The organism is Kluyvera huaxiensis, assembly GCF_040149365.1.
Classification (GTDB): Bacteria; Pseudomonadota; Gammaproteobacteria; order Enterobacterales; family Enterobacteriaceae; genus Kluyvera; species Kluyvera intermedia_A.
The window spans coordinates 128,852-152,260 of record NZ_JBEFLV010000003.1 but is presented as its reverse complement, the minus strand read 5'-3'; the positions used below and the strand labels follow the sequence as shown (position 1 = coordinate 152,260).

Below are 23,409 nucleotides of genomic sequence, written 5' to 3'. Positions count from 1 at the left end.
GACAAACACGGCCTGGATTCATATCAACACACCAGCATGAGCTAGCGCTGGCGACAAACATAGCGCCAGTTTCCCCCACGCTCAATAGCAGCAAAATACCGGTAATTGCAGCAGGATGCCGCTCAAGTACCAAAGCTTCATATTAGATAACTATCGTTCATACCCCGACAGCAGTGAGCAGCCAAACGTTAGCAGAGTCGTTTAACTGAACATATACTCGTGATACCTCAAGTTTATTGTGTATATACACAAAAAAATCAAGTCCAGTTTATAACACTATCCTCCGCAGCCAAACAATGCCAACAGGACAGTTATTAGGTAAAAACAATAATCCCTCAAAAGCATTATCATCCATATTTTTCTCACTATCAGGAAAGGCTAATGAGAAAATCTCGATTTGCTTGTCAATACTTCCGTCCAGACCTGTTCCATGACAGGCTAATTTTAATTCTTCATCTTCCATCAATCGTTTGGCAGCCCATATACAAGCCTCGTTCTCTTACTCATAAAAAAATAAGTCAGTGCTATCTGGATAAATTTCTTCCCATAGCATAGTCGTCGATACACCTCGAAGATTTTTTCCTTTCCTGGTACTGTGCCTCGGCTAAATATCAGTGTTTCACACGCTCTCTAAACAGAGTAAAAATACATATAATATCGAATTTTTCTTCATAATATCGCCAGATAACCTACCATCATGGAGTTTCCGATAACAATTATCATAATTAGTAATTTTTTTAAATGATGATTCATCCGCCTAATCATTCAGTGGCCATAGATAAACCTGGACCATTCCACTCAAGTTTGTGTCTCATTTCTTCAGGAACCAATGAGAACAACATTGAAAATCGGTTCAGTTGTTCATTGTACAAACAGCTCTTTTTGATATCACAGCATTCATAATAGGATCTGGCACCCCAATTTAAAAAATCAATATCGGCATCATCGAAATGTTCATATTTAAGGAGCAAGCCGAATTTATGAATGAGCTGCGCCTCATAGAAAACAGATCTATCAAAGCACTTAGTTAATAGTCCTCCTGTTGAAACACTCCTTATTTGTTGCATCGAACTGTGGTAAATATCCAGATATATTCCTTTTTTACTCACACTATCTTTAGTACATTCATTATTCATTACCTCCCTCCATAATCTACGCTCACTCAATAAACAAAACATACTCTTAACGTTCAAAGAGGGCCTTTCCATTCAAGCCTATCCTTTATTCCCTCTGGAACCAATACAAACAACGACTTAATCCTTTCTAATTGAGAGGGGTAAAGGATGCTTTTTGTTTTATCGCAATTTTCATAATACCACCTTGCTTGGTTATTCAGAAATAATACATCCTGGTCATTGAACTCATCACTCACAAGCAACGAATGAAACTGACAAACAAGCATTGATTCATAATAGACAGACTTGTCCTTATATCTATAAAAAGGACTGTGAGTATACATATTCCTTATATGTGGTAGAACCCAGAATAGCATATCCAAATACACTTCATTTTTACACATACTTCCCCCTTAAATCTATAACATCTAAATATATATAATTAATTTATTTTCTCATTGGGATACGGAACTTACTACCAGTATAATTATCGGTATATGTCCAGCGCCCATTCATTATTAAATCTTCGATGTACTTTGCACTCCCTGTTTCGTTATATATTTCAATTGCTGCAACTACTCGATGATTTCCTTCAGATATATAATATATCCCTTTCGCGTCTTTAAAACCAGCAATGATAAACTCATCACTATCAAAATTCACTTTATTACTGACCATCAAACTTTTGTAATAATCAACTTTTGCAGAATCACCTAAGCCAACCTGTGTACTTTTTATGTACGCAGGAACACCTTTCTGTGAAAGGATGCCAATCTCAGTAAAATATTTCCCAATAGCAGGAGCGATGTACTTTCCCGCTCCCCACCCGGTGGCCCACATTGCAGCATCAGCCAGAGCCTCTTTTCCCCATAATTTTAATCCGCAGCCAGTACCAGCAGCCCATCCACAGGTCTCAAATCGGTCAAATGCATTTTCACCCATTTGCTGATATTGTCCGGCGATATCAAACCCAATCTGAATCCCCAGCTCTCTGTAACCTCTTGCACCTGATATCCCAGCCAGCATTTCATTAATACAGTCTCCATTACCTGTAACCCTGCAGCTTTCAAACCTTTTCTCATTTTGGGCTGATAACAGAGCTATTTCCTTATTTACACCATTTTCACAACCACTTTCCCCCTTACAGTCCGCCAATTTTTTCGCCATTCTAACTGGCTCATCATGCATCAGAAAATTATATCGCAGGACACTTTCTGCAGAATTAGCACCACTGTTCGCACCACTTGATGAATTTGTTACCGCAGCTCCAGTTATCGCTCCGATAATCCTCCCTGCAGACTGAATCTGATTATCCCGCGTAGCTGGTTCAACGAACATTTCACCGAGAGTGATCGCTGCCAGCTCCGCAGCTAATGCACCAGCAGCAGCACCTTTCCCATTTCCTTTTCCGATTTCAGCGCTGACACCCGCGACCACTGCATGACTAAGTGCTCTACCAGGCAAATCAAGAATTTTGCCATTGTCACCAATTAACCCTGCCCCCTCAGCATTAATCTGGTTACCAATGTTCGCCAGCAGGGCATTTGTCAGGTTATCGTTAAAACGATCACCATTGATGGTTGTGTTCAGACTGGAGCTGATAACAGACTGCCCGGCCACCCGCTGGACGACTTTCCCCCAATCACCGTCTTTTACAAGCACCGGTAGACGCGCTTTTTCTGGCGATGCGACAACCGTCATCACATCATCAAAACCGGCCAACGCACCGCCAATCGTCATTGCGGTTACCAGTGATTTCACTGAGCTACTGCTACCCAATGACGTCAAGGTTCTGGATACGTTGCCTTTGTTCTCCACCAGCGCTACCGCGGCCTGTGATACCAGCGAGGTCATTCCGGCATATGCCGAACCATAGACAGCTGCCGTCGCAGTACTACCCGTCACGCCCGTTGCCGTGATGGCGGCATTACCAGCCATGGCAGCCAACCCGGTTCCGGCCGTAACCGAAGCTGCCGCAATCGCAATCACTGCCGCCACAACAGGATTCAGGCTCTGGCTTTTGTAGTTCCAGCTGTCATAGGCATCTTTCACCGTGTTCCACTGTACATCGCTGCGGGTATTGAGGTTTTTCAACCACGCCATACCCGGCAGTGCGCCCATTGCACTGATTGCTCCCTGTAACGCCTTACTGTTCTGCGCTTTAACGTCCGCACAGATCCCTTTCGCCGCGTCAATCGTCAATTTACTGCCCGCATAAACTGAAGGCAGAACCCAGGTCCCCGCGCTATAACCTTTATTCACTTGCTTAATATAAAAGCCTTTGGAGGTACTGACGGTCTGTTCGAAAGAGGTGTTTTTCACTGCGCGGAAGTTGATTTTACCGTTCGTGCTGGTTAACAGAGCGTTTTTACCTGCGGAGATCTTACTCGCCTCATAGGTGCTATCATCGCGACTCAACAAGTTAATATTGCCGTCAGCAGTAAACTCAGTGACCCTATTAGTCGTCGTGTGCTTTGTCTTTTTAATAGTGGTTTTCTTACCCCACCATTTGCGAGTTGTTGTTTTTTTCTCATAGTGACTGGATTCCTCCATCGCCTGGGCATAAAGCCAGCCACCATTTGCTGCTACATCAAGCGCTTGTTTAGCGAGTAGACGGGTCGCCTGAAAGAGAATACTGCCACCAGCAAGCACCGTCAGAGCACCGCCAGAGTTGATGGTGACTCCCGTCTGGCTGACCGTTTCACTCCAGGTTTTTCCTTGTTCCCGGTGGATAAAGCCTTCCGCCGCTTCAAAGCGCATATTTCCGCTGGAAGTTAGCGTTATATCGCCGTTAGATGTTAACGAACTGCCATTTGCCTGAATTAAACCGTTTGCCGCCAGCGTGAGCGCTTTTGTGCCACGTAAGCTTGTAACGACATTACGTACGTCATGATTATTATCGTTATTACTATCAATCACGTCATAGGCGTATGCACCTAACAACAAGTTCTTTCCTGCCTGAAGCGTCGCACTGCCTCCTGCAGTAATACTCGAGACTGAGAGATCAACATCTGAGGCAGCATTGATCAGGATATTTTTTCCCGCTTTTAACGTGCTGCGCAGTTCTGGTGTACGTTGGATTAAAAAAAGAGGGCTGAATCGCTCATCCAGAATTCTCATTCCCAGATTTGCCACACCACCGGCAGTCAGGCTGATACTGCCGCCCGCATCGATATTAACCCCTTTGGCATTGAGATTTTTACCACTACTCAGCGTGATATCGCCTGAAGCCCATAAAGGGTCGCCTGGCAGCATCTGATTAAAAAACTGCTGTGCTTGTTCTGTTGAAGGTATAAAGCCGGGACGCTCATGGTTAAGCATGGCATCATTTTTATCTAACGTGAGGTTGCCGTTAGCCACCAGTGAGATATTTTTACTTTTTACCGGCTGGCGAAGATCCCTCAGTAAAATATCGCCACCGGCAGTCACCAGTAAATCACCCGTAGCGGCGAGGCTACCTAATGCTCGTGAGCCATCGGCATTAAAATAGTTTACTGCTTCACTACTCTGTAATTTCACGTTACCGCTACGGCTGACCAGTGTGATATTCCTTCCCTGAAGGTCGCTCTGCATAACGTCAAGGTTCCCGCCCGTAAAAATGGAGATGTCGTTACCCGCGGTCAGCGATGTTGTCGTAACACGTGTAGACTGTTCGGACTGAAGAACAATATCCTCAGTGGCATTCATCACATCAGCGGTGTTAATTTTCCCCGCATGTAGAAGAATATTTTTAGCCGTTATAGTCTCAGGGTGAGCTGTAACATCAATATATTTTGCATCCGTGTTATAGGGTGAACTACTGTCAATTCGTTCCGAGAAATCTGCGACCAGACTCCCTCCCGCCTTGAGCGTGGCTGGTGTGAACGTTATATTTTTCCAGGAGATAATCTCTCCTGTTTTCGGCAATGAGTATGTACTCGTTTTACCACCCGAAACGGTGGTGTATCGAGGGATATCCTTAACTTTATCTGCAGGCCTATAACTAGTGTCATAAACATTCCAGATATTCTGAACTCCAGTTATCCCACTAATATTATTCAGGGTTTTCCCTGTCATAATCAGATCATGATTGGCTCGAATCTGGCTTTCATTATTAACAAGCGTAGTCACATTCAGATAACTACTCGCTCCTGCTAAGATTGAAGAAGCTGAGGAATTAGATGTTTTTCGGTACTCTTTTCTGGCTATATTTACCAGATCTGAACGATTAAAATCAGCAACACCGAACCATTTACCGCCTAATACCGCATCCCAATAGCTGACATTAATAATCGGCGCTTCCCTTGACGGAATCGTCAGAGAATCAATAGTCCTGTGACGAGGTAGTTTCACAAACGCTGTTGAATCTGGTGTAATATTGGCCCAATTATAAACCTGTGTATCTCGTACGTTATTCAGTTTTTCCGCTCGAATAATTAAATCGCCGCTATTAGTCTGTATACGTGCAGAACGGTTCTCCACCAACGTGGATTTATTTCCCTGAGCATCCTTTTGGATCCACATGTTTTTACCACTGTGCAGCGCAGCGCCATTGCTGTTACGCACGGTATTGGCAAAAACCCGGATATCACCGCTAGCCGTTGTATTACTATGATTATCTATACTGGTTGCGGCGAGCGTCATATCACGCTCCGCCCTCACACTAGCTCCCGCAGTAGTGGTCAGCGAATTGGCGCTGATATTCAGGTCGGTCTGCGCTTTAACATTACTGAGGGTTATTTTCCCTGCAGTGGTCAGCGAAATATCGCGCTGTGTTGAGGTTACGTTATTCAGGTTAATACCAACACCCGACTCAGTAGCTACCAGACGAATTTTACCGGCATACATCCCGCCCAGCGCTTTGGTATCGACTGCCAAAAGCGGCTTTGCCCCCACTCCAGCAATCGTTTTTACGGTTCCATCCTGATAACTGACCCGGTTAGCTCCCTGGGTTAAGTTCAAAGTTTTTGCTTTAATTTTCCCATTAAGCTCTGTCGCTCGGCTGATTACATCAACATAGTTGGCACTGTTACCATCCAGCCCCTGCTCGCCAACAATCACACTGCCTTTTGTCACATCAAGACGGTCAAGTGCCCCCTGTTTATCCAACGTCGGTTTTCCAGTTGTCAGCACCACGCCAGGTGCATTAACAAATCCGCATCCATCACAAGAAATACCGTTCGGGTTAGCAATCATGACATTAGCTTTTGCCCCTGCCACTTCCAGCTTCCCCTTCAACTCAGAGCGGCTACTCCCGGTCACTTCATTAATAATGAGCTCTGCTGCCTTGCCTTTTAGCTGGCTATTCGCCGCAATTTGCCCTGCCAGCTGTGATTGTGTCGTGGAAGTCGCGTTGTTCAACACCGTGCCCGGCGCGTTGACATTGAAGTCTTTGTAGGTGTTATGCGAAACACCGGCTTTATTCGGTGTGGCGATATTCACCACCGGTACATTGCCCGGTTTCATCGTCACGTTAGTATTACCGTTAGCAGCGGTGATACCGGCAGCAATAGCCGGATGCATCGGCTGTACGGCAGTCAGGTAGATCAGCAGCCAACTAGCCCCACGGGCGAGTGAATGCTCCATTATTTTCATATCTGAACATCCTTATTTTGGCGGGAGAAGCAGCGTTATCCCGCAGTAAGCTGACAGTTACAGAGCCAGAGTGGCCTGCCAGTAAACCACTGTGTTATCCGGATTCAACGAGTGCGGCCAGGCGAGTGGCGTGCCAATCGTTATCGTCTGAGATCCCCAACCACTACTTAACGTCAGCCCTAGCGCTGCGCCAGTTACGGTTCCACCATCTATTTTCCCTTTTTGCTTCGCCACATAACCGGTATCCAGAGCGCCGGTGACCGACAAGGTTCCCATGTTCGTAATACTGTCCCCCAGCCAGGTCAGCTCATTGCGCCAATAGCCACCACGGTTACCGCTCAAATACTGTTCCTTAAATCCTCGAACCGAATACAGCCCCCCAACGGAAAGCTGCTCGCTGGCATAAAGTGTGTCTGGCGTTGCCTGGCCGTAAACGGTTGTCAGCCAGGAAAGTGAAGAAGTGATGGGATAAAACCAACTGCCATTCAGGGTGAAACGGCGAAAATCAGAGGCAGGAAGCCCGCGATAAGCATCATTATTGGTAGCGCCAGCGATCTCCAGTCCTTGGGAAAATGCAGGCCCTAGTGTCAGGTAACTTTTGCCTAGCGTGCGGCTATAAGAAAATCCGGAGGTCAGGCTGGTTATTGTTGGGCTACTCACATTAAGACGGACATCGCCGAGACAGTTTTCTGTTTTACGTCGTGTTAAGTCCGTCTCGAATACCAGACGTTGATTCCCATCACGCCATAGCGTACGGTTAACGGTTAATCGCTGGGTCTGTACGCTTCCTTCATATCGCCAGTTACTGGAAGTGACAGGTTGCCAGGAGTCGGACCAGCCATACTGAGCACTAAACAACCAGTAGCCATAAGGAACGGATAAGCTCGTTTGTACACTACGGCTGCGACGGTCAGTATGAAACTCAGCATCGCGCGCAACGGTAAACGCCCACTGGTCAGCCATATGCAATATGTTATCCGCCACCACAGAAGTGCTTATTTGTTGATCGCCTGTACTTTTTTGTCCGTTATTATCAATGCCAACATTCAGCGTAAGTGGAAAATGTTGGTGTGCAGGGATGAGTTGAAGACGGGAATAACCGGGTACATCTCCCGGTAAAATATCAACGGTAAGAGGACGAGATGAAAGTCGATTAAGTTGTTCGATCCCTTGTTCTATATCACGCAGATTTAGCAACTGCCCGGAGACCCCAGGAAAAGCCATTTGCAGATCGAGGGCTTTTTTACCCTCTATCGTAATGTCCTCAACCCGTCCTTCTGTCACATTGATGTGTAAGACCGTACTGGAAATATCCTGCTCAGGTAACCAAGCCCTCGACGTAATGTAACCCATAGAAATATAAGTCTGAGTTATATTATTGACCCGCTGTTGTATATCAGTGAGGCGAAGACACCCTTCGTCAGGAATACGAGTGAGTTTTTTCAAAGTCGACGAAGTTAAAACGGTTGCTCCGCTGAGTTCAATGCGTTTAATAACAAAACAAGGCGCATTTTTATCTAACTGGGGAACGTCCGGTATAGATGTAGATAAAGGTCCTACACTTTGCAATGCCTCACGCTGTTGTTGCGTCTGTTCAAGACGCATTTTTTGTTGCTGTTCAATCGTCTCGTGAATAACCGGGCTTAGAGGAATCGCCAGCAAGGGCATCGGCAGCGCGAGCACCGTCAGGGCAATAATTAGACATCCTATCCAATACACTGGTGCAGACATTGAAAATTCCATTAAGCAATGTTGTGCAATGCATTTTCATTATTTGAAATATTTAATCCGTGACCTCCTCATGATTTACGAGTACGACTAATTCTTTCAGAAAAGTGCCCAAGGGCTGCTTTTGGACAAAAAAAATCCCGGAACCAGTCCGGGATTTTTTCAATATCAATTCGCTGAGTTAGCGGCGGTTGCCGAAGATACGCAGCAGCATCAGGAACAGGTTAATAAAGTCGAGATACAGGGTCAGCGCACCGAGAATGGCGTATTTGCGCAGATTAGATGAATCACGCACATCAATCTGTTCGCCAATGTTTTTCAGCTTCTGAGTGTCATAGGCGGTAAGGCCGACGAACACGATCACCCCGATATAGGTCACTGCCCACATCAGCGCTTCGCTTTTCAGCCAGAAGTTCACCAGCGACGCCAGCACGATACCAATCAGCGCCATAAACAGCATGTTGCCTAAACCGCTCAGGTCACGCTTGGTGGTGTACCCATACAGGCTCATGATACCGAACATGCCGCCGGTCACCACGAAGGTGCTGGCAATTGATGAATAGGTATAGACGATAAAAATGCTGGAGAGCGTCAACCCGGTAAGTGCCGAGTAGAGCATAAATAGCGTCGTCGCCATGCCCGAACTCAGGCGCTGCACCATGCCGGAGAGGACAAACACCAGCGCCAGCTGGGCGATAATCAGCCCGAAGAAGGTGATTTTACTGGAGAAAACGAACTCCATCACCGCCGGCGTATTGGCCGCATACCACGCAATAAACGCGGTCAGCAGCAGACCACAGGTCATCCAGCCATACACCTGAGCCATATAGGTTTGCAGGCCGCTACGCGCCTGCACGATAGAATCTGAGCGCGGGAATCGTTCCATGACGTTCTCCTGAAGTTAGTATGAACCTAAAATATTCGCCGTTATTCAGGCTGCCAGCGCATCAGCGACAACCTGAACTCCATGAATTTAAGTGTACTCTACCAGCGCTCGGCTGCCTGTTTATCGCTGTCGCGCGCTTCGACCCAACGCTCCCCTTCCGGGGTCGCTTCACGCTTCCAGAACGGCGCACGGGTCTTTAGATAGTCCATGATAAACTCGCCCGCGTCAAAGGCGCTGCTGCGATGAGCGCTGGTCACACCGACAAAGACGATCTCTTCGCCCGGCCACAGTTCGCCAATACGGTGAATCACCGTGACGCGGCCCAGCGGCCAGCGTTCGCGCGCGGCATCGACGATCTCCGCCAGAGCTTTTTCGGTCATACCGGGATAATGCTCAAGGCTCAGGGCTTTGACGCTGTCGCCCAGGTTATGATTGCGCACTTTACCGGTGAAGGTCACGACCGCGCCGTCTTCATCGCGGGCAGCCAGCCAGGGATATTCATCACCGACGCTGAACGGCTCATGGCCGACACGAATACGGGTTTCACTCATATCAACCTCCCGTAACCGGTGGGAAAAACGCTACCTCGTCGCCATCGGCCACCGGATGATCGAAGCTCACCAGCGTTTGATTTACCGCCGCCAGCAGTTTGCCCTCTTCCAGCGCCAGCGCCCAGCGCCCTTCCTGCGCCACCAGATGCTGGCGCACGGCTTCCACCGTCGAAAACTCAGATGCCAGCGCCAGCGAGTCGGTGCCGACTAGCTCGCGGACCTGAGCAAAAAACAGCACGTTAATCATGAGCATCCACCTTAAAGTCTCCCGACTTGCCGCCGCTTTTCGCCAGCAGACGCACCGGGCCAATGACCATGTCTTTTTGCACCGCTTTGCACATGTCATAAATGGTGAGTGCTGCAACCGATGCGGCAGTGAGCGCTTCCATCTCGACGCCGGTCTTGCCGGTTAAGCGACACAGCGACTCAATCCGCACGCGGTTATGCTCCGGCTGGGCCTGCAAATTCACTTCCACTTTGCTCAGCATCAGCGGATGGCACAGTGGAATAAGATCCCAGGTGCGTTTTGCTGCCTGAATACCGGCGATACGGGCGGTGGCGAACACGTCGCCCTTATGATGGCTGCCGTCGATAATCATCGACAGAGTTTCCGGCAGCATAGTAACAAACGCTTCAGCGCGCGCTTCGCGAACGGTTTCCGCCTTGGCGGAGACATCCACCATATGGGCTTCACCGGCCGCGTTGATATGGGTCAGTTGCGACATCGTTTATTTCTTCAAATGAGGGTGGAAGTTGCACGGACGCGTACGGGCATCAAGCTGTGGGGCAATGATGTTATCCCACGCGGTGCGGCACGCTTTGGTTGAACCCGGCATGGCGAAAATCAGCGTACGGTTTGCCATTCCGGCGACGGCACGCGATTGCAGCGTGGCGGTGCCAATTTCTTCGAAAGAGAGCATGCGGAACACTTCGCCAAAACCCTCAACTTCCCGGTCAAACAGCGGCAGCAGGGCTTCAGGGGCCTGATCGCCGTCGGTTAAACCGGTACCACCGGTGATCAACACCACCTGCACATCGTCGCGGGCAATCCATGCGGAAACCTGGGCGCGGATCTGGTAGCGGTTCTCTTTGACAATGGCCTTATCGACGACCTGATGGCCCGCTTCCTGCGCCGAGTCACGCAGGAAATGGCCAGAGGTATCGTCCTCTTCGCCACGGCGATTGGAAATAGTAAGAATAGCAACGCGTGCTGGGATAAATTCAGCGCTCACCTGACTCATTTGATAGCTCCTTGATGACGAATTATCCACCAATATAGGATAAGTTCTGGGTAATTCCGGTATTGCCCTGATGCAGGAAATGGGTCTGCTTTTTATGCGTTAAGGCTTCAGCAATGCGCTCTTCCAGCGCCTGCTGCTGGGCGTCTTCGGCCAGCAGTTCGCGCAGGTCAACGCCACCGTCGCCAAACAGGCACAGATGCAATTTCCCAACGGACGATACGCGCAGACGGTTACAGCTGGCGCAGAAGTCTTTTTCATACGGCATAATTAAGCCGATTTCCCCTTCGTAGTCGGGATGGCAAAAGACCTGCGCCGGGCCGTCGCTACGCTGACGGATTTGATGGATCCAGCCACGCTGGAGCAGTTGGTCACGCAGTACCATGCCTGAGATATGGTGTTTGCGGAACAGTTCGCTACCGTCGCCGGTTTCCATCAGTTCAATAAAGCGGAGTTGAATGCGGCGCGGTTTGATCCACGCCAGAAAGGTGTCGAGCTGGTGATGATTCACATCGCGCATCAGCACGGTGTTGACCTTCACTTTATCAAAGCCCGCGGTAAAGGCGGCATCGATGCCGTCCATGACCTGGCGGAACTTATCCTGACCGGTAATCGCGTGAAACTGCCGCGCGTCGAGACTGTCAACGCTGACGTTTAACGCGGTAAGTCCGGCTTCGCGCCAGGCGGCAACATCGCGCGCCATGCGATAACCATTGGTGGTCACGGCAATCTGGCGAATTGAAGCGTTCTCTTTCACCGCCGCGATAACGTCGGTGAAGTCGCGACGTAACGACGGCTCCCCGCCGGTCAAACGGACTTTTTCCGTACCCAATGCCGAGAAGGCACGCGTCACCCGGCGAATTTCGTCCAGCGACAAAAATCCTTTGTTGGTGACCCCATTGGGCTGGTAGCCGTTTGGCAGACAGTAGGTGCAGCGAAAGTTGCAGACGTCGGTAATCGACAGGCGCAGATAAAAGAATCTGCGCGCAAACGCATCAGTGAGTTGTGAAGCCATAGACACCTTTCCAAATACGGGAGGCGAGATCATTTCTTCCTTCGCCCTGGCGACAGATTATCTGTCGCGGCCAAAGCGCCATATTTTTCAACTTAGGCACAGAGGCTAGAGTGTGTTGTTCAGACTAAAGTAGACAGAGTACTGAACCTGGTTATGCCGAATAGTAGCGCGAGAATAACAGTTTCGCCATTCTCGCAATCGCTATATAAAGCCATACATAACGACCTGATCGTGCACTTTCCCTACAGAATACGTAAAAATACCGTTTTTGCATTGATATACGTCATTTTGACCGGTACAGAGCATCGTCTTTTAGAGGTAGTTAGGCTAATGTAAGCACGTTTTTCACTATAAGGAAGTTGTATGCGCAATCGCACTTTTGCCGATCTTGACCGCGTTGTCGCACTAGGCGGCGGACATGGCCTTGGACGCGTGATGTCATCCCTCTCATCGCTCGGCTCTCGCCTGACCGGTATCGTCACAACCACCGACAACGGCGGCTCCACGGGACGTATTCGGCGCTCTGAAGGGGGAATCGCCTGGGGCGATATGCGCAACTGCCTTAACCAATTAATTACCGAACCCAGCGTCGCCTCAACGATGTTTGAGTACCGTTTTACGGGTAATGGCGAACTTTCAGGACATAACCTCGGAAATTTAATGTTAAAGGCGCTGGACAACCTGAGTATCCGGCCTTTAGAAGCCATCAATTTAATAAAAAACCTGCTGAAAGTTGAAGCTTCACTGATTCCAATGTCCGAACAGCCGGTTGATTTAATGGCAATCGACAGTGAGGGCCATGAAATTTACGGTGAAGTGAATATTGACCAACTCAAGCTGCCGCCGCGCGAATTAATGTTAACCCCTTTAGTCTCGGCGACTCGCGAAGCAGTAGAAGCAATTGCCGATGCAGACCTGATTCTTATTGGGCCCGGCAGTTTCTACACCAGCCTGTTACCGATTATTCTGCTGCCGGATATTGCCCAGGCGCTACGCCGCACCCCGGCGCCGATGGTCTATATCGATAATCTCGGCCGCGAGCACAGCCCGGCGGGCGACCTCGGCATTGATGAACGGATCGCGCTGCTGGAGTACTATATCGGCAAAGCGGTTATCGATGCGGTCGTTGTCGGCCCGAAAGTCGACGCCAGCCGCGTTCAGTGCAAAGTGGTTATTCAGCAACCGCTGGAAGCCGGTGATATCCCCTATCGTCACGACCGCGTTCTATTGCGCGCCGCATTAGAAGAGGCATTACAGGCCTTTAGTTGAGTTTCCTTAACTTCTTAAGGTTGTCTTAAAAAACGTCAGGCAGCATAGCGAATACTATCCTTGCTGAGTCTATCGTTATGCTTCGCCTGTTACGCTATCGTCCTACCGTGAGTCGGCTGACCTATATTCTTCTGTTCGCGCTGTACATTGCGCTGGCGCTGAATATTAATTTTTATCATCAGACTTTTACCCTGCTGCCCGTTGATAGTTTGCACAACGCGCTGGTCTTTATGACCACGCCGATGGTGGCATTCTCGGTGATGGCGATATTACTGACTCTGGCCTCAATCATCCGTCTTGAGAAACTGGCTGCTACGCTGTTTATTCTCCTCAGCGCCTGTGCCCAGTATTTCATGATGAACTTCGGTATTGTGGTTGACCGTTCCATGGTCACCAATATTCTCGATACCACACCTGCCGAAAGCTACGCCCTGCTCTCCGGGCAAATGATCGTCACACTCGCCTTTACCGCATTACTGTTCATCGCCCTGGCGTGGTGGATTAAAATAAAACCTGCGGCAAGTCTGTGGCGCGGCACCCTGATACGCGTAGGTACGCTGGTGGTTTCAACGGTATTAATTCTGCTGGTCGCATCCTTGTTCTATAAGGATTACGCCTCATTGTTTCGTAATAATAAAGAGCTGGTAAAAACGCTGAATCCGTCCAACAGTATCGTGGCAATTAACTCGTGGTATTTTCACCACGAGATGGACAATTTACCGCTGGTAAAAATTGGTGAAGATGCGAAGCAAAAAGCGACGATGACAAATGGCCCACGTAAAAATCTGACCATTTTAATTGTTGGCGAAACGTCCCGCGCCGCCAATTTCTCGCTGGGTGGTTATGATAGAGAAACAAACCCATTGCTGGCGAAAGATAACGTTGTCTATTTCCCGAAAACGGCTTCCTGCGGAACCGCCACCGCCGTCTCGGTTCCCTGCATGTTCTCAAATATGCCGCGCACCAGCTACAACGAGTCGCTGGCTCATCATCAGGAAGGTTTGCTGGACATTATTCAGCGCGCCGGAATTCAGGTGCTGTGGAACGATAACGACGGCGGCTGTAAAGGTGCCTGCGACCGTGTACCGCATCAGGACGTCACGGCGCTGAATCTGCCAGGCCAATGTATTAACGGCGAGTGCTACGATGAAGTGCTGTTCCATGACCTGGAAAAAACCATTGATAATATGCAGGGCAACGGCGTGATTGTTCTGCACACCATCGGCAGTCACGGCCCAACTTATTACAATCGCTATCCAGCGGAATTCCGTCGCTATACGCCAACCTGCGATACCAGCGAAATTCAATCCTGTACCCAAGAGCAGCTCAAGAATAGCTACGACAACACCATTTTGTATGTCGACTATATCGTCGATAAGGCGATTAAATTGCTGCAATCGAAGCAGGATAAATTCACCACCAGCCTGGTCTATCTTTCCGATCACGGTGAATCATTGGGCGAGAATGGCGTTTATCTGCACGGGTTGCCCTATTCCATCGCGCCAGAAACACAAAAACATGTGCCAATGCTGTTATGGTTATCGGATGATTATCAAAAGCGCTATGGCGTTAATTACGACTGTCTGCAAAAGCAGGCCAAAGAAAATAACTACTCGCAGGATAACCTGTTCTCTACAATGCTAGGTCTGACCGGCGTAGAGACGCAGGAATATCGCGCAGCGGATGATATCTTAGCCACGTGTAAATAGAGGCCAGTAGATGAAAATTTTAGTCGTTGAAGATGACACCTTGCTATTACAGGGGCTGATTCTGGCCATGCAAAGTGAGGGCTACGCCTGTGATGGCGTGGCAACCGCCCAGCAAGCAGCGCTTAGCCTCGCCAACGGGCATTACAGCCTTGTCGTGCTGGATTTAGGTCTGCCGGATGAGGATGGGCTGCATTTCCTCAACCGGATGCGCCAGGAAAAACTCAGCGTTCCGGTGTTGATCCTCACTGCGCGCGATACGTTAGAGGATCGCGTGAGCGGTCTGGATACCGGTGCCGACGATTATCTGGTGAAACCGTTCGCGCTGGAAGAACTTAACGCCCGCATTCGAGCTCTGCTGCGACGCAATCTGAATCAGGGTGATAACGAAGTCACCGTTGAGAATCTGCGCCTCAACGTCACCCGCCGCCAGGTGTGGCTGGACGGTGAACTGCTGGAACTCACCCCCAAAGAATACGCTTTACTGTCGCGCCTGATGCTCAAAGCCGGTAGCCCGGTACACCGCGAAATTCTCTACAACGATATCTATAACTGGGATAACGAGCCGGCTACCAATACGCTGGAAGTACATATCCATAACCTGCGCGACAAAGTCGGGAAAAGCCGTATACGCACCGTACGCGGTTTCGGCTATCAGCTGGTTAATTGCGCAAAGGCAGAATAACGCATGGCGCTTTTTTCTATTCGTAAATGGCCGATGCGCCATCAGCTGTTGCTCGCCATCGGCCTCATTCTGATCGTTTTCCAGCTTATCAGCGTGTTCTGGCTCTGGCATGAGAGCAAAGAACAGATCGAGCTAGAAGTGGCGATGCTGATTCACAACCATAATAACGCGAAGCATATTCGTCACGAGGTACGCGAAGCAATTGCCAGTCTGTTGCTGCCAAGCCTGGTGATTATCGGCCTCGCGCTGTATCTGTGCCTGCAGGCGGTCAAGCGCATCACTCGCCCACTGGCCGACCTGCAAAAAGAGCTCGACGCGCGGACGCCGGGGAATTTGCAGCCCATCTACCTGCAACAGACCACGGTTGAAGTCGATGCGGTAACTAATGCAATCAATCAGTTAGTAGAAAATTTAACCCAAACGCTGGATCGGGAACGGCTGTTCACCGCCGACGTGGCCCACGAACTTCGCACGCCGCTGGCGGGGTTGAAGCTGCATCTGGAACTGCTGGAAAAGACCCAGAACCTGAATCTCTCACCGCTGGTGCAACGTCTGGATCAAATGACCGAAAGCGTTGCGCAACTGCTGCTGCTCGCACGAGTTGGCCAGTCGTTCTCCGCAGGAAGCTACCAGCAGGTTGACCTGCTAGCTGATGTGGTGGAGCCGATAAAAGGCGAGCTAGAGACCATGCTGAGCGCGCGTGGGCAAACGTTGGCGATTGAGGAGCCAGCCTCAGCGATTATCGTTTCCGGCGATGCCACCCTACTGCGGCTATTGGTGCGTAATCTGGTGGAAAACGCGCACCGTTATAGCCCGCAAGCGTCAACCATTACGCTCTCACTGGAGTCTGCATCGTATCCGATGCTGGTCGTTGAAGATGAGGGGTCGGGGATTGATGAGTCGAAAGTGGGCGAGTTGAGCCAGGCGTTTGTTCGTATGGACAGCCGCTATGGCGGGATTGGTCTGGGGTTAAGCATCGTGACGCGTATCGCCCAGCTCCATGAAGCGGCATTCTTTTTACAAAACCGCGATACCGGTACCGGCACGCGGGCGTGGATAGAATTTCAGGCGACGAAGCGCTGAGGGCTTTAGTAGGTCAACATCCAGTGGCAGGCAAAGCCCGCGACGATGACCACAGAGACGAGCATGGTAAACAGCTGTTGGAAATTTAAATTAGACATGACGCTACCCTCATAGATTTTAAGGATAGTATCAGTAGAATTTATTAAGTGAACATTAAGGATTCAGCCCGCCGCGTGACCACAGCCACATTTCTCGGATATATCACGCCCGGGCTAACGTTTTGCCCGGCGAGTCTTGCACCACCGGGCGAATGTCCTATCAGGACGTCGCAATAAACAGTTCGCGCAGCTTGTGCAAACGGTCACGCGCCTGCGCCGCCTCTTCGAATTCGAGGTTCTGCGCATGTTTCATCATCTGCGCCTCCAGCGTCTGGATTTGCTGCTGTAGCGCCTTCGGCGTCAACGCCTGCACATCTGGCTCGACGACAGAAGATGCGCCGCGAGACTTGCCGCGGCCTTTGGCTTTGGTCTTCGCCAGCCCCTCGCCCATCGACAGAATGTCGACCACATCTTTCACCAGCCCCTGAGGCACAATCCCGTGCTCTTCGTTATAGAGCTGCTGCTTCTCACGGCGGCGTTCGGTCTCGCCTATTGCTTTGGCCATTGAGGCGGTAATTCTGTCACCATACAGAATCGCCTTACCGTTGATGTTACGCGCGGCGCGGCCAATGGTCTGGATAAGCGAACGCTCGGAACGCAGGAAACCTTCTTTGTCGGCATCGAGGATCGCCACCAGCGAGACTTCCGGCATGTCCAGCCCTTCACGCAGCAGGTTGATGCCCACCAGCACATCGAACTCCCCCAGACGCAGGTCGCGAATAATTTCCATACGCTCAACGGTATCGATATCAGAGTGCAGATAACGCACCCTCTCGCCGTGCTCTTCCAGATAGTCGGTGAGATCTTCCGCCATACGTTTGGTCAGCGTTGTCACCAGCACGCGCTCGTTAATGACCGAACGTTTACGGATTTCCGATAGCAGATCATCAACCTGCGTACCGACCGGACGCACTTCAATAATAGGATCGAGCAGCCCGGTAGGGCGCACAACCTGATCAATCACGTCGCCACCGGATTTCTCCAGTTCGTAGTTACCCGGCGTCGCCGATACGTAGATAGTCTGCGGTGCCAGCGCTTCAAACTCTTCAAATTTTAGCGGGCGGTTATCCAGCGCTGACGGCAGGCGGAACCCGTACTCTACCAGCGTCTCTTTACGTGCCCTGTCGCCGCGATACATACCGCCAATTTGCGGAATAGTGACGTGCGATTCGTCAATAACCAGCAGACCATCGGCCGGCAGATAGTCGAACAGCGTCGGCGGCGGCTCGCCTGGTCCACGGCCAGAAAGGAAGCGTGAATAGTTTTCAATGCCCGAGCAGTAACCAAGCTCATTCATCATTTCAAGGTCAAACTGGGTACGCTGACTGAGACGCTGCTCTTCCAGTAGCTTGTTGTTGTCCAGCAGCACTTTGCGTCGTTCCGCTAGCTCAACCTTAATCTCTTCCATCGCCTGCACGATACGTTCGCGTGGCGTCACGTAGTGGCTTTTCGGATAGACCGTATAGCGCTGCAGGGTAGATTCGATATGCCCAGTCAGCGGGTCGAACAGCGACAGCCGCTCGACCTCTTCGTCAAACAGCTCCACGCGCAGCGCGATGTCGTCTGATTCCGCCGGGAAGATATCGATAACCTCGCCGCGCACGCGGAAGGTGCCGCGTTGGAACGCCTGGTCATTACGGGTGTACTGCAGATCCGCCAGGCGGCGCAAAATGGCCCGCTGATCGATAATGGTGCCCACCGTCAGATGCAGCATCATTTTCAAATACAGGTCTGGATCGCCCAGACCGTAAATAGCCGATACCGACGCCACCACGATGACATCACGGCGCTCAAGCAGCGCTTTGGTCGCCGACAGACGCATCTGATCGATATGTTCGTTAACGGCGGAATCTTTTTCGATAAAGGTATCGGAGCTCGGAACGTAGGCTTCCGGCTGGTAGTAATCGTAGTAAGAGACGAAATACTCGACCGCATTCTCCGGGAAGAAGGCTTTCATTTCGCCGTACAGCTGCGCCGCCAGCGTTTTATTCGGTGCCAGCACCATCGTTGGCCGCTGGAGATCGGCAATGACGTTAGCCACGGTAAAGGTTTTACCCGACCCGGTTACGCCCAGCAGAGTCTGGTGCGCCAGGCCGTCTTCCAGCCCCTCTTTCAGACGTGCAATGGCAACAGGCTGGTCGCCTGAAGGACTAAACGCAGAATGTAACTTAAAGGGTTTACTCATGGACAACGCTACCTGATGACTGATGGCCGGGCTGGAGATTAATTCTACTCGCCGCTTGCGGAATTGCCAATAAAAAATACTGGATATAAAACCAGTGATGCATTATCGTATTTCGTGTACTCATGGCGATAACAGGCAAGAGCGGCTGAAATTTATCCTCTGACCAGATAAAAAACCAGCCATAAAGGGTTATCCCCAGAACATTTTCTCTTTTAACATTTGTCAATATAGGTCATGAAAGTTTTATGGCAATTCACAGCACTTTTTGTGACGCCATTGCTTTTATTTATCTTATTGATAATAAATGAAAACATGCAAAAGATGCGTTTCGCGTCAATTCAGGCGAAAGCCGCATGCTCTCTCGTTTACCGCAAGTTTTCTAACCCTAATACACAGGGTTATCCACAGGAATAGTGGATAACTACCTCCAGCCCCTATCCCCCGCCACCCGGCGATTTGCGCAACATGGACGAAAAGCCACGGCAAATATTTTTTTTCCTGCTGATTTTGATATTTATCAGCGAAAAGACGTAGCTGTATTAGGGAAATTTTGCTCGATTCTTTTACGTTTTCTGCGGGTTAGCGCTTACGAATGAAGATAACCCGCAAACAACGTCAGAGGGCGGTCAGTGAAAGATAGTGCCCCAGCGGTTGAGTCTCTACTGCGTCGCCCAGCCATGGAATTTCACCGAGCATAGGGGCTGGTAGCATTCGCTGGAGCGTACTGAGGTATTCGGCATGGCGACGCCCAGGCGGCGTCACATCATTAGCAATCCAGCCCGCCAGGCGCAGCCCAGCCTGTTGTACCGCCTGTGCGGTCAGCACCGCATGATTAATACATCCCAGCTTGATGCCAACCACCAGAATGACCGGCAGTTGTTCCATTTTGACCCAGTCGGCCAACGTCAGCGTCGGTGACAGCGGCGTAAACCAGCCGCCCGCCCCTTCCACCAGCACCCAGTCCGCCTGCGCTTCCAATGTACGTAATCCTGCCGAGAGCACGCTAGCTTCAATGGGACGCCGCTCATCGGCACTGACGATATGCGGGGAAGTTGGCTCTGCGAAGGTGTATGGGTTGACCGCATCATAATCAAGCGGCACCACGCTGTTACGCTGGAGCGCCAGCGCATCGCTGTTGCGCAATCCCTCTGGCGTCATTTCGCTGCCGGAGGCCACCGGTTTATAGCCCGCGGTGCGCCGTCCAAGCAAACGGGCTGCCTGCAACAGTGCGGTGCTGGCGACGGTTTTCCCCACTTCGGTGTCGGTTCCGGTTACATAGTAGCGCTCAATCACGCGTAATCACTCCTGTAAAAAGATGGTAAGTCAGCGGACATTCGCCCGCCTGCGACGGCCATGCCAGCTGAAGTTGCTGCAACCTGCCGCGCGTTAATGGCTGACTGCTGCGCCCCTGATGGAGGTGCGTCGCGCCAATTCCCTTCAGCGAGCGCATGGCGCTTAGCGCATCGGGGAACGGCAGTGTGATAGAGGTTGATGTTTCCTGATAGCGATAGCCTGCCAGCGCATCGCGTAGCGCCTCTTCCGGCAGAAAGCGGTTAGCATGCGGATGGCTGTCGATTGCGCGCCAGGCCTGATTGAGCTCCGGCAGAGAGCCTGCCGTCAGGGTGGTAAATGCCAGCGTTCCGCCGGGGCTCAGCTGACGGTAAAGCCCAGCCAGCGCCACGCGGATATCGCTGCACCACTGCACTGCCAGATTGCTCCACACCAGCTCAAAACCACCTTCCGGCAGCGGAATATCTTCGATATCGGCCTGCAAATAGCGATCTGCCGCCTGATGATGTCGCGCTTGTTGCAGCATGTCGTCAGAAAGATCCAGCGCGGTGACATAGCTCCCTCGCTCACGCCAGTAGCGACTGTAGCTGCCGGGCCCGCATCCGGCGTCCAGCACTCGCGCGAACGACGGCGATGGAAGCTGGGCCAGCAGATGCGCCGCGCTCAAACGCTGCAGCTCATCATGCTGGTGGTAATGGGCCGCCGCACGGCCAAACGCCGCGGCCACCGCCTGTTTATCCACGCTCGCCATGCAGCACCTCCAGCAGATGCGCAATATCCTGCGGCTCATGCGCGGCGGTGAGCGTCAAACGCAAACGCGCGGTGCCAGATGGAACCGTCGGTGGACGGATCGCCGTCACCCAACAGCCCTGTTCGCGCAGTCGGTCAGCCAGCTGCAGCGTACGCTGATTATCGCCGACGATAAGCGGCTGAATGGCGCTGCGTGAATCAGTCAGTGGGTAAGCGAGCCCGCTGGCCCCGTGACGAAAATCCGCCACGTGCTGCGCCAGCGTTTCACGACGCTGTTGGCCTTCATCACTTTGGATAACCGCCAGCGCCGCCTGCAGCGCCACCGCCTGAGCGGGTGGCATGGCGGTGCTGTAAATCAAATGACGAGCAAACTGCAGGAAGTAGTCCGCCACCGCGTGGCTGCACAATACCGCCGCGCCGCTGAGGCCGAAGGCCTTGCCGAAGGTAACAATCAGCAGTTCCGGGTGAACGCCCTGCTGCTGACAGCTGCCGCGCCCCGTGTCCCCGTCAACGCCAATACCGTGCGCATCATCAACCATCAGCCAGCCGTTGGCCGCTCGCGTGGCGCTGGCAATATCGGCCAGCGGCGCACGGTCGCCGTCCATGCTGAACACCCCTTCAGTCACTACCAGTTGCTGCCCGGTGAGCGGAGCGGCAAGCAGGCGAGCGAGATGCTGGCTGTCATTGTGCTGAAAACGTCGCAGCTGCGCCGGGCTCTGCGCTGCAGCTTCCAACAGCGAAGCGTGGCTGAGACGGTCGGCAACAATGCGATCTTCGCGTCCGGCCAGTGCGGCAATCACCGCCTGGTTGGCGGCGAATCCGGAGATAAACAGCAGCGCACGGTCATAGCCTAGCCAGTCGGCCAGCTCTTCTTCCAGCCGCTGGTGCGCCTGGTGATAGCCGGTAACGTGGCCGGAGCCGCCTGACCCGACGCCATAGCGCTCGGCACCCTGTTGCCAGGCCTGAATCACCCGGGGATGCTGACTTAGTCCGAGATAATCATTACTGGAAAAATTCAGATAACGACGATCGTCACGGACCAGCCAACGCCCCGCTCCCTGCGTCAGCGGCTGGCGCTGACGAAATGCCTGGGCTTCCCGCCGCTCGGCGACCGCTTGTTCAATTCGCAGCTGCCAACTCATACCGCCGCCGCGTTGTAATATTCCTCGGTATCCGGCGTTTTCAGCGCCTGCTCCAGACGCTGCTGCTGCTCGTTATCGCCAGCGGTGACCATGGTCTGCTGCGGGTTGAGACCCAGCTTGCGGAACAGTTGCAGATCTTTGTCTTCTTCCGGGTTCGGCGTGGTCAACAGCTTGCAGCCGTAGAACACCGAGTTGGCACCGGCCATAAAGCACATCGCTTGGGTCTGCTCGTTCATCTGCTCGCGACCGGCGGAGAGGCGCACGTGCGAGGTCGGCATCATGATGCGCGCCACGGCAATCGTGCGAATAAAATCAAAGGCATCAACGTCTTCGTTATCGGCCAGCGGGGTCCCTTTTACTTTCACCAGCATGTTGATCGGCACGCTCTCCGGCGGCGTCGGCAGATTGGCTAATTGCAGCAACAGACCGGCACGGTCAGTCACCGTTTCGCCCAGGCCCACGATGCCGCCGGAGCACACTTTGATCCCGGCGTCACGCACCTTGTCGAGCGTGTCGAGGCGCTCCTGATAGCTGCGGGTGGTGATGATATTGCCGTAAAATTCCGGCGAGGTGTCGAGGTTGTGGTTGTAGTAATCGAGGCCCGCCGACGCCAAACGTCCCGCCTGGCTATCGGACAGCGTGCCCAGCGTCATACAGGCTTCCAGCCCCATCTCTTTCACGCCCTGCACCATCTGCTCGAGGTACGGCATATCGCGCTCGTGCGGGTTTTTCCACGCAGCGCCCATGCAGAAACGGGTAGAGCCCGCCAGCTTCGCTTTGCGAGCGGATTCCAGCACCTGCTCCACTTCCATCAGACGCTCGCTTTCCAGCCCGGTTTTGTAGCGCGAACTTTGCGGGCAGTATTTACAGTCTTCCGGACAGGCACCGGTTTTAATCGATAGCAGCGTGCTCACCTGCACCTGCTGAGGGTCAAAATGTTGACGGTGAACCTGCTGCGCTTCAAACAGTAAATCCAGCAGCGGTTTTTCGAAAAGAGCGGTGACCTGCGACATTGTCCAGCGTAAAGGGTGAGCCATTGGCTTCTCCGGGGGTTTTGTTAATTTTCGGATCGGTTTATACTCGTAAACCTAAAA

At 51.6% G+C, this 23,409-nt stretch carries 19 protein-coding genes and 1 riboswitch; of the genes, 4 read left to right on the top strand and 15 right to left on the bottom strand.

The genetic code is table 11. The features are described from left to right. Positions 1-268: 268 nt before the first annotated feature. The 10 genes from ABOC97_RS04685 to moaA form a co-directional block, all read right to left on the bottom strand. Complete coding sequence (locus ABOC97_RS04685; protein WP_349594613.1) at positions 269-463, bottom strand: DUF596 domain-containing protein; 195 nt, start codon at positions 461-463, stop codon at positions 269-271. 298 nt (positions 464-761) lie between these two features. After that, the gene (locus ABOC97_RS04680; protein WP_349594611.1) at positions 762-1,136 is read right to left on the bottom strand and encodes a hypothetical protein; all 375 of its coding nucleotides are present in this window, start codon (positions 1,134-1,136) and stop codon (positions 762-764) included. Positions 1,137-1,562: 426 nt separating this feature from the next. Further along, the gene (locus ABOC97_RS04675; RefSeq protein WP_349594608.1) at positions 1,563-6,689 is read right to left on the bottom strand and encodes a two-partner secretion domain-containing protein; all 5,127 of its coding nucleotides are present in this window, start codon (positions 6,687-6,689) and stop codon (positions 1,563-1,565) included. Positions 6,690-6,746: 57 nt separating this feature from the next. Then, the gene (locus ABOC97_RS04670; protein ID WP_349594606.1) at positions 6,747-8,420 is read right to left on the bottom strand and encodes a ShlB/FhaC/HecB family hemolysin secretion/activation protein; all 1,674 of its coding nucleotides are present in this window, start codon (positions 8,418-8,420) and stop codon (positions 6,747-6,749) included. A gap of 178 nt (positions 8,421-8,598) precedes the next feature. Next, a complete protein-coding gene (locus ABOC97_RS04665; RefSeq protein WP_234503460.1) occupies positions 8,599-9,303 on the bottom strand; it encodes a Bax inhibitor-1/YccA family protein in 705 nt (234 codons plus the stop codon). 98 nt (positions 9,304-9,401) lie between these two features. Continuing rightward, entirely contained in the window at positions 9,402-9,854 is a 453-nt protein-coding gene (gene moaE / locus ABOC97_RS04660; RefSeq protein ID WP_061282707.1) for a molybdopterin synthase catalytic subunit MoaE, read from the bottom strand. Position 9,855: 1 nt separating this feature from the next. After that, entirely contained in the window at positions 9,856-10,101 is a 246-nt protein-coding gene (moaD, locus tag ABOC97_RS04655; protein ID WP_349594602.1) for a molybdopterin synthase sulfur carrier subunit, read from the bottom strand. Beyond that, positions 10,094-10,579, bottom strand: coding sequence for a cyclic pyranopterin monophosphate synthase MoaC (gene moaC, locus ABOC97_RS04650; protein WP_052284730.1), 486 nt, complete (start codon positions 10,577-10,579; stop codon positions 10,094-10,096). The genes moaD and moaC overlap by 8 nt, the downstream gene beginning before the upstream one ends. Before the next feature lie 3 nt (positions 10,580-10,582). Then, a complete protein-coding gene (gene moaB / locus ABOC97_RS04645; RefSeq protein WP_349594599.1) occupies positions 10,583-11,095 on the bottom strand; it encodes a molybdenum cofactor biosynthesis protein B in 513 nt (170 codons plus the stop codon). 22 nt (positions 11,096-11,117) lie between these two features. After that, complete coding sequence (gene moaA / locus ABOC97_RS04640) at positions 11,118-12,107, bottom strand: GTP 3',8-cyclase MoaA (protein ID WP_349594596.1); 990 nt, start codon at positions 12,105-12,107, stop codon at positions 11,118-11,120. Further along, positions 12,095-12,232: riboswitch (molybdenum cofactor riboswitch) on the bottom strand. It overlaps the preceding gene by 13 nt. A gap of 238 nt (positions 12,233-12,470) precedes the next feature. On the opposite strand from moaA, the gene yvcK reads away from it, so the two are divergent. The 4 genes from yvcK (at position 12,471) to pmrB (ending at position 16,850) form a co-directional block, all read left to right on the top strand. Beyond that, positions 12,471-13,376, top strand: a complete 906-nt coding sequence (gene yvcK / locus ABOC97_RS04635) for a uridine diphosphate-N-acetylglucosamine-binding protein YvcK (protein ID WP_349594593.1) — start codon at positions 12,471-12,473, stop codon at positions 13,374-13,376. 77 nt (positions 13,377-13,453) lie between these two features. Further along, complete coding sequence (eptA, locus tag ABOC97_RS04630; RefSeq protein ID WP_349594590.1) at positions 13,454-15,085, top strand: phosphoethanolamine transferase EptA; 1,632 nt, start codon at positions 13,454-13,456, stop codon at positions 15,083-15,085. A 10-nt stretch (positions 15,086-15,095) separates the two neighbouring features. After that, on the top strand, positions 15,096-15,767 hold the full coding sequence (gene pmrA, locus ABOC97_RS04625) for a two-component system response regulator PmrA (RefSeq protein WP_349594587.1): 672 nt from the start codon (positions 15,096-15,098) through the stop codon (positions 15,765-15,767). A gap of 3 nt (positions 15,768-15,770) precedes the next feature. Next, on the top strand, positions 15,771-16,850 hold the full coding sequence (gene pmrB / locus ABOC97_RS04620; protein ID WP_349594584.1) for a two-component system sensor histidine kinase PmrB: 1,080 nt from the start codon (positions 15,771-15,773) through the stop codon (positions 16,848-16,850). A 258-nt stretch (positions 16,851-17,108) separates the two neighbouring features. On the opposite strand, the gene uvrB is transcribed toward pmrB, so the two are convergent. The 5 genes from uvrB to bioB form a co-directional block, all read right to left on the bottom strand. Then, positions 17,109-19,133 (bottom strand): excinuclease ABC subunit UvrB, encoded by a 2,025-nt coding sequence (gene uvrB, locus ABOC97_RS04615; protein ID WP_349594581.1) that lies wholly within the window; start codon positions 19,131-19,133, stop codon positions 17,109-17,111. Positions 19,134-19,748: 615 nt separating this feature from the next. Continuing rightward, positions 19,749-20,426 carry a dethiobiotin synthase gene (gene bioD / locus ABOC97_RS04610; protein ID WP_349594578.1) on the bottom strand — a complete coding sequence of 226 codons (678 nt, stop codon included), beginning with the start codon at positions 20,424-20,426 and terminating at the stop codon, positions 19,749-19,751. Then, positions 20,419-21,174 (bottom strand): malonyl-ACP O-methyltransferase BioC, encoded by a 756-nt coding sequence (bioC, locus tag ABOC97_RS04605; RefSeq protein ID WP_349594575.1) that lies wholly within the window; start codon positions 21,172-21,174, stop codon positions 20,419-20,421. The genes bioD and bioC overlap by 8 nt, the downstream gene beginning before the upstream one ends. Then, the gene (bioF, locus tag ABOC97_RS04600; RefSeq protein WP_349594572.1) at positions 21,158-22,315 is read right to left on the bottom strand and encodes an 8-amino-7-oxononanoate synthase; all 1,158 of its coding nucleotides are present in this window, start codon (positions 22,313-22,315) and stop codon (positions 21,158-21,160) included. Before bioF ends, bioC begins: the two co-directional genes overlap by 17 nt. Further along, positions 22,312-23,352 carry a biotin synthase BioB gene (gene bioB / locus ABOC97_RS04595; protein ID WP_349594570.1) on the bottom strand — a complete coding sequence of 347 codons (1,041 nt, stop codon included), beginning with the start codon at positions 23,350-23,352 and terminating at the stop codon, positions 22,312-22,314. The genes bioF and bioB overlap by 4 nt, the downstream gene beginning before the upstream one ends. Between the last annotated feature and the right edge of the window lie 57 nt (positions 23,353-23,409).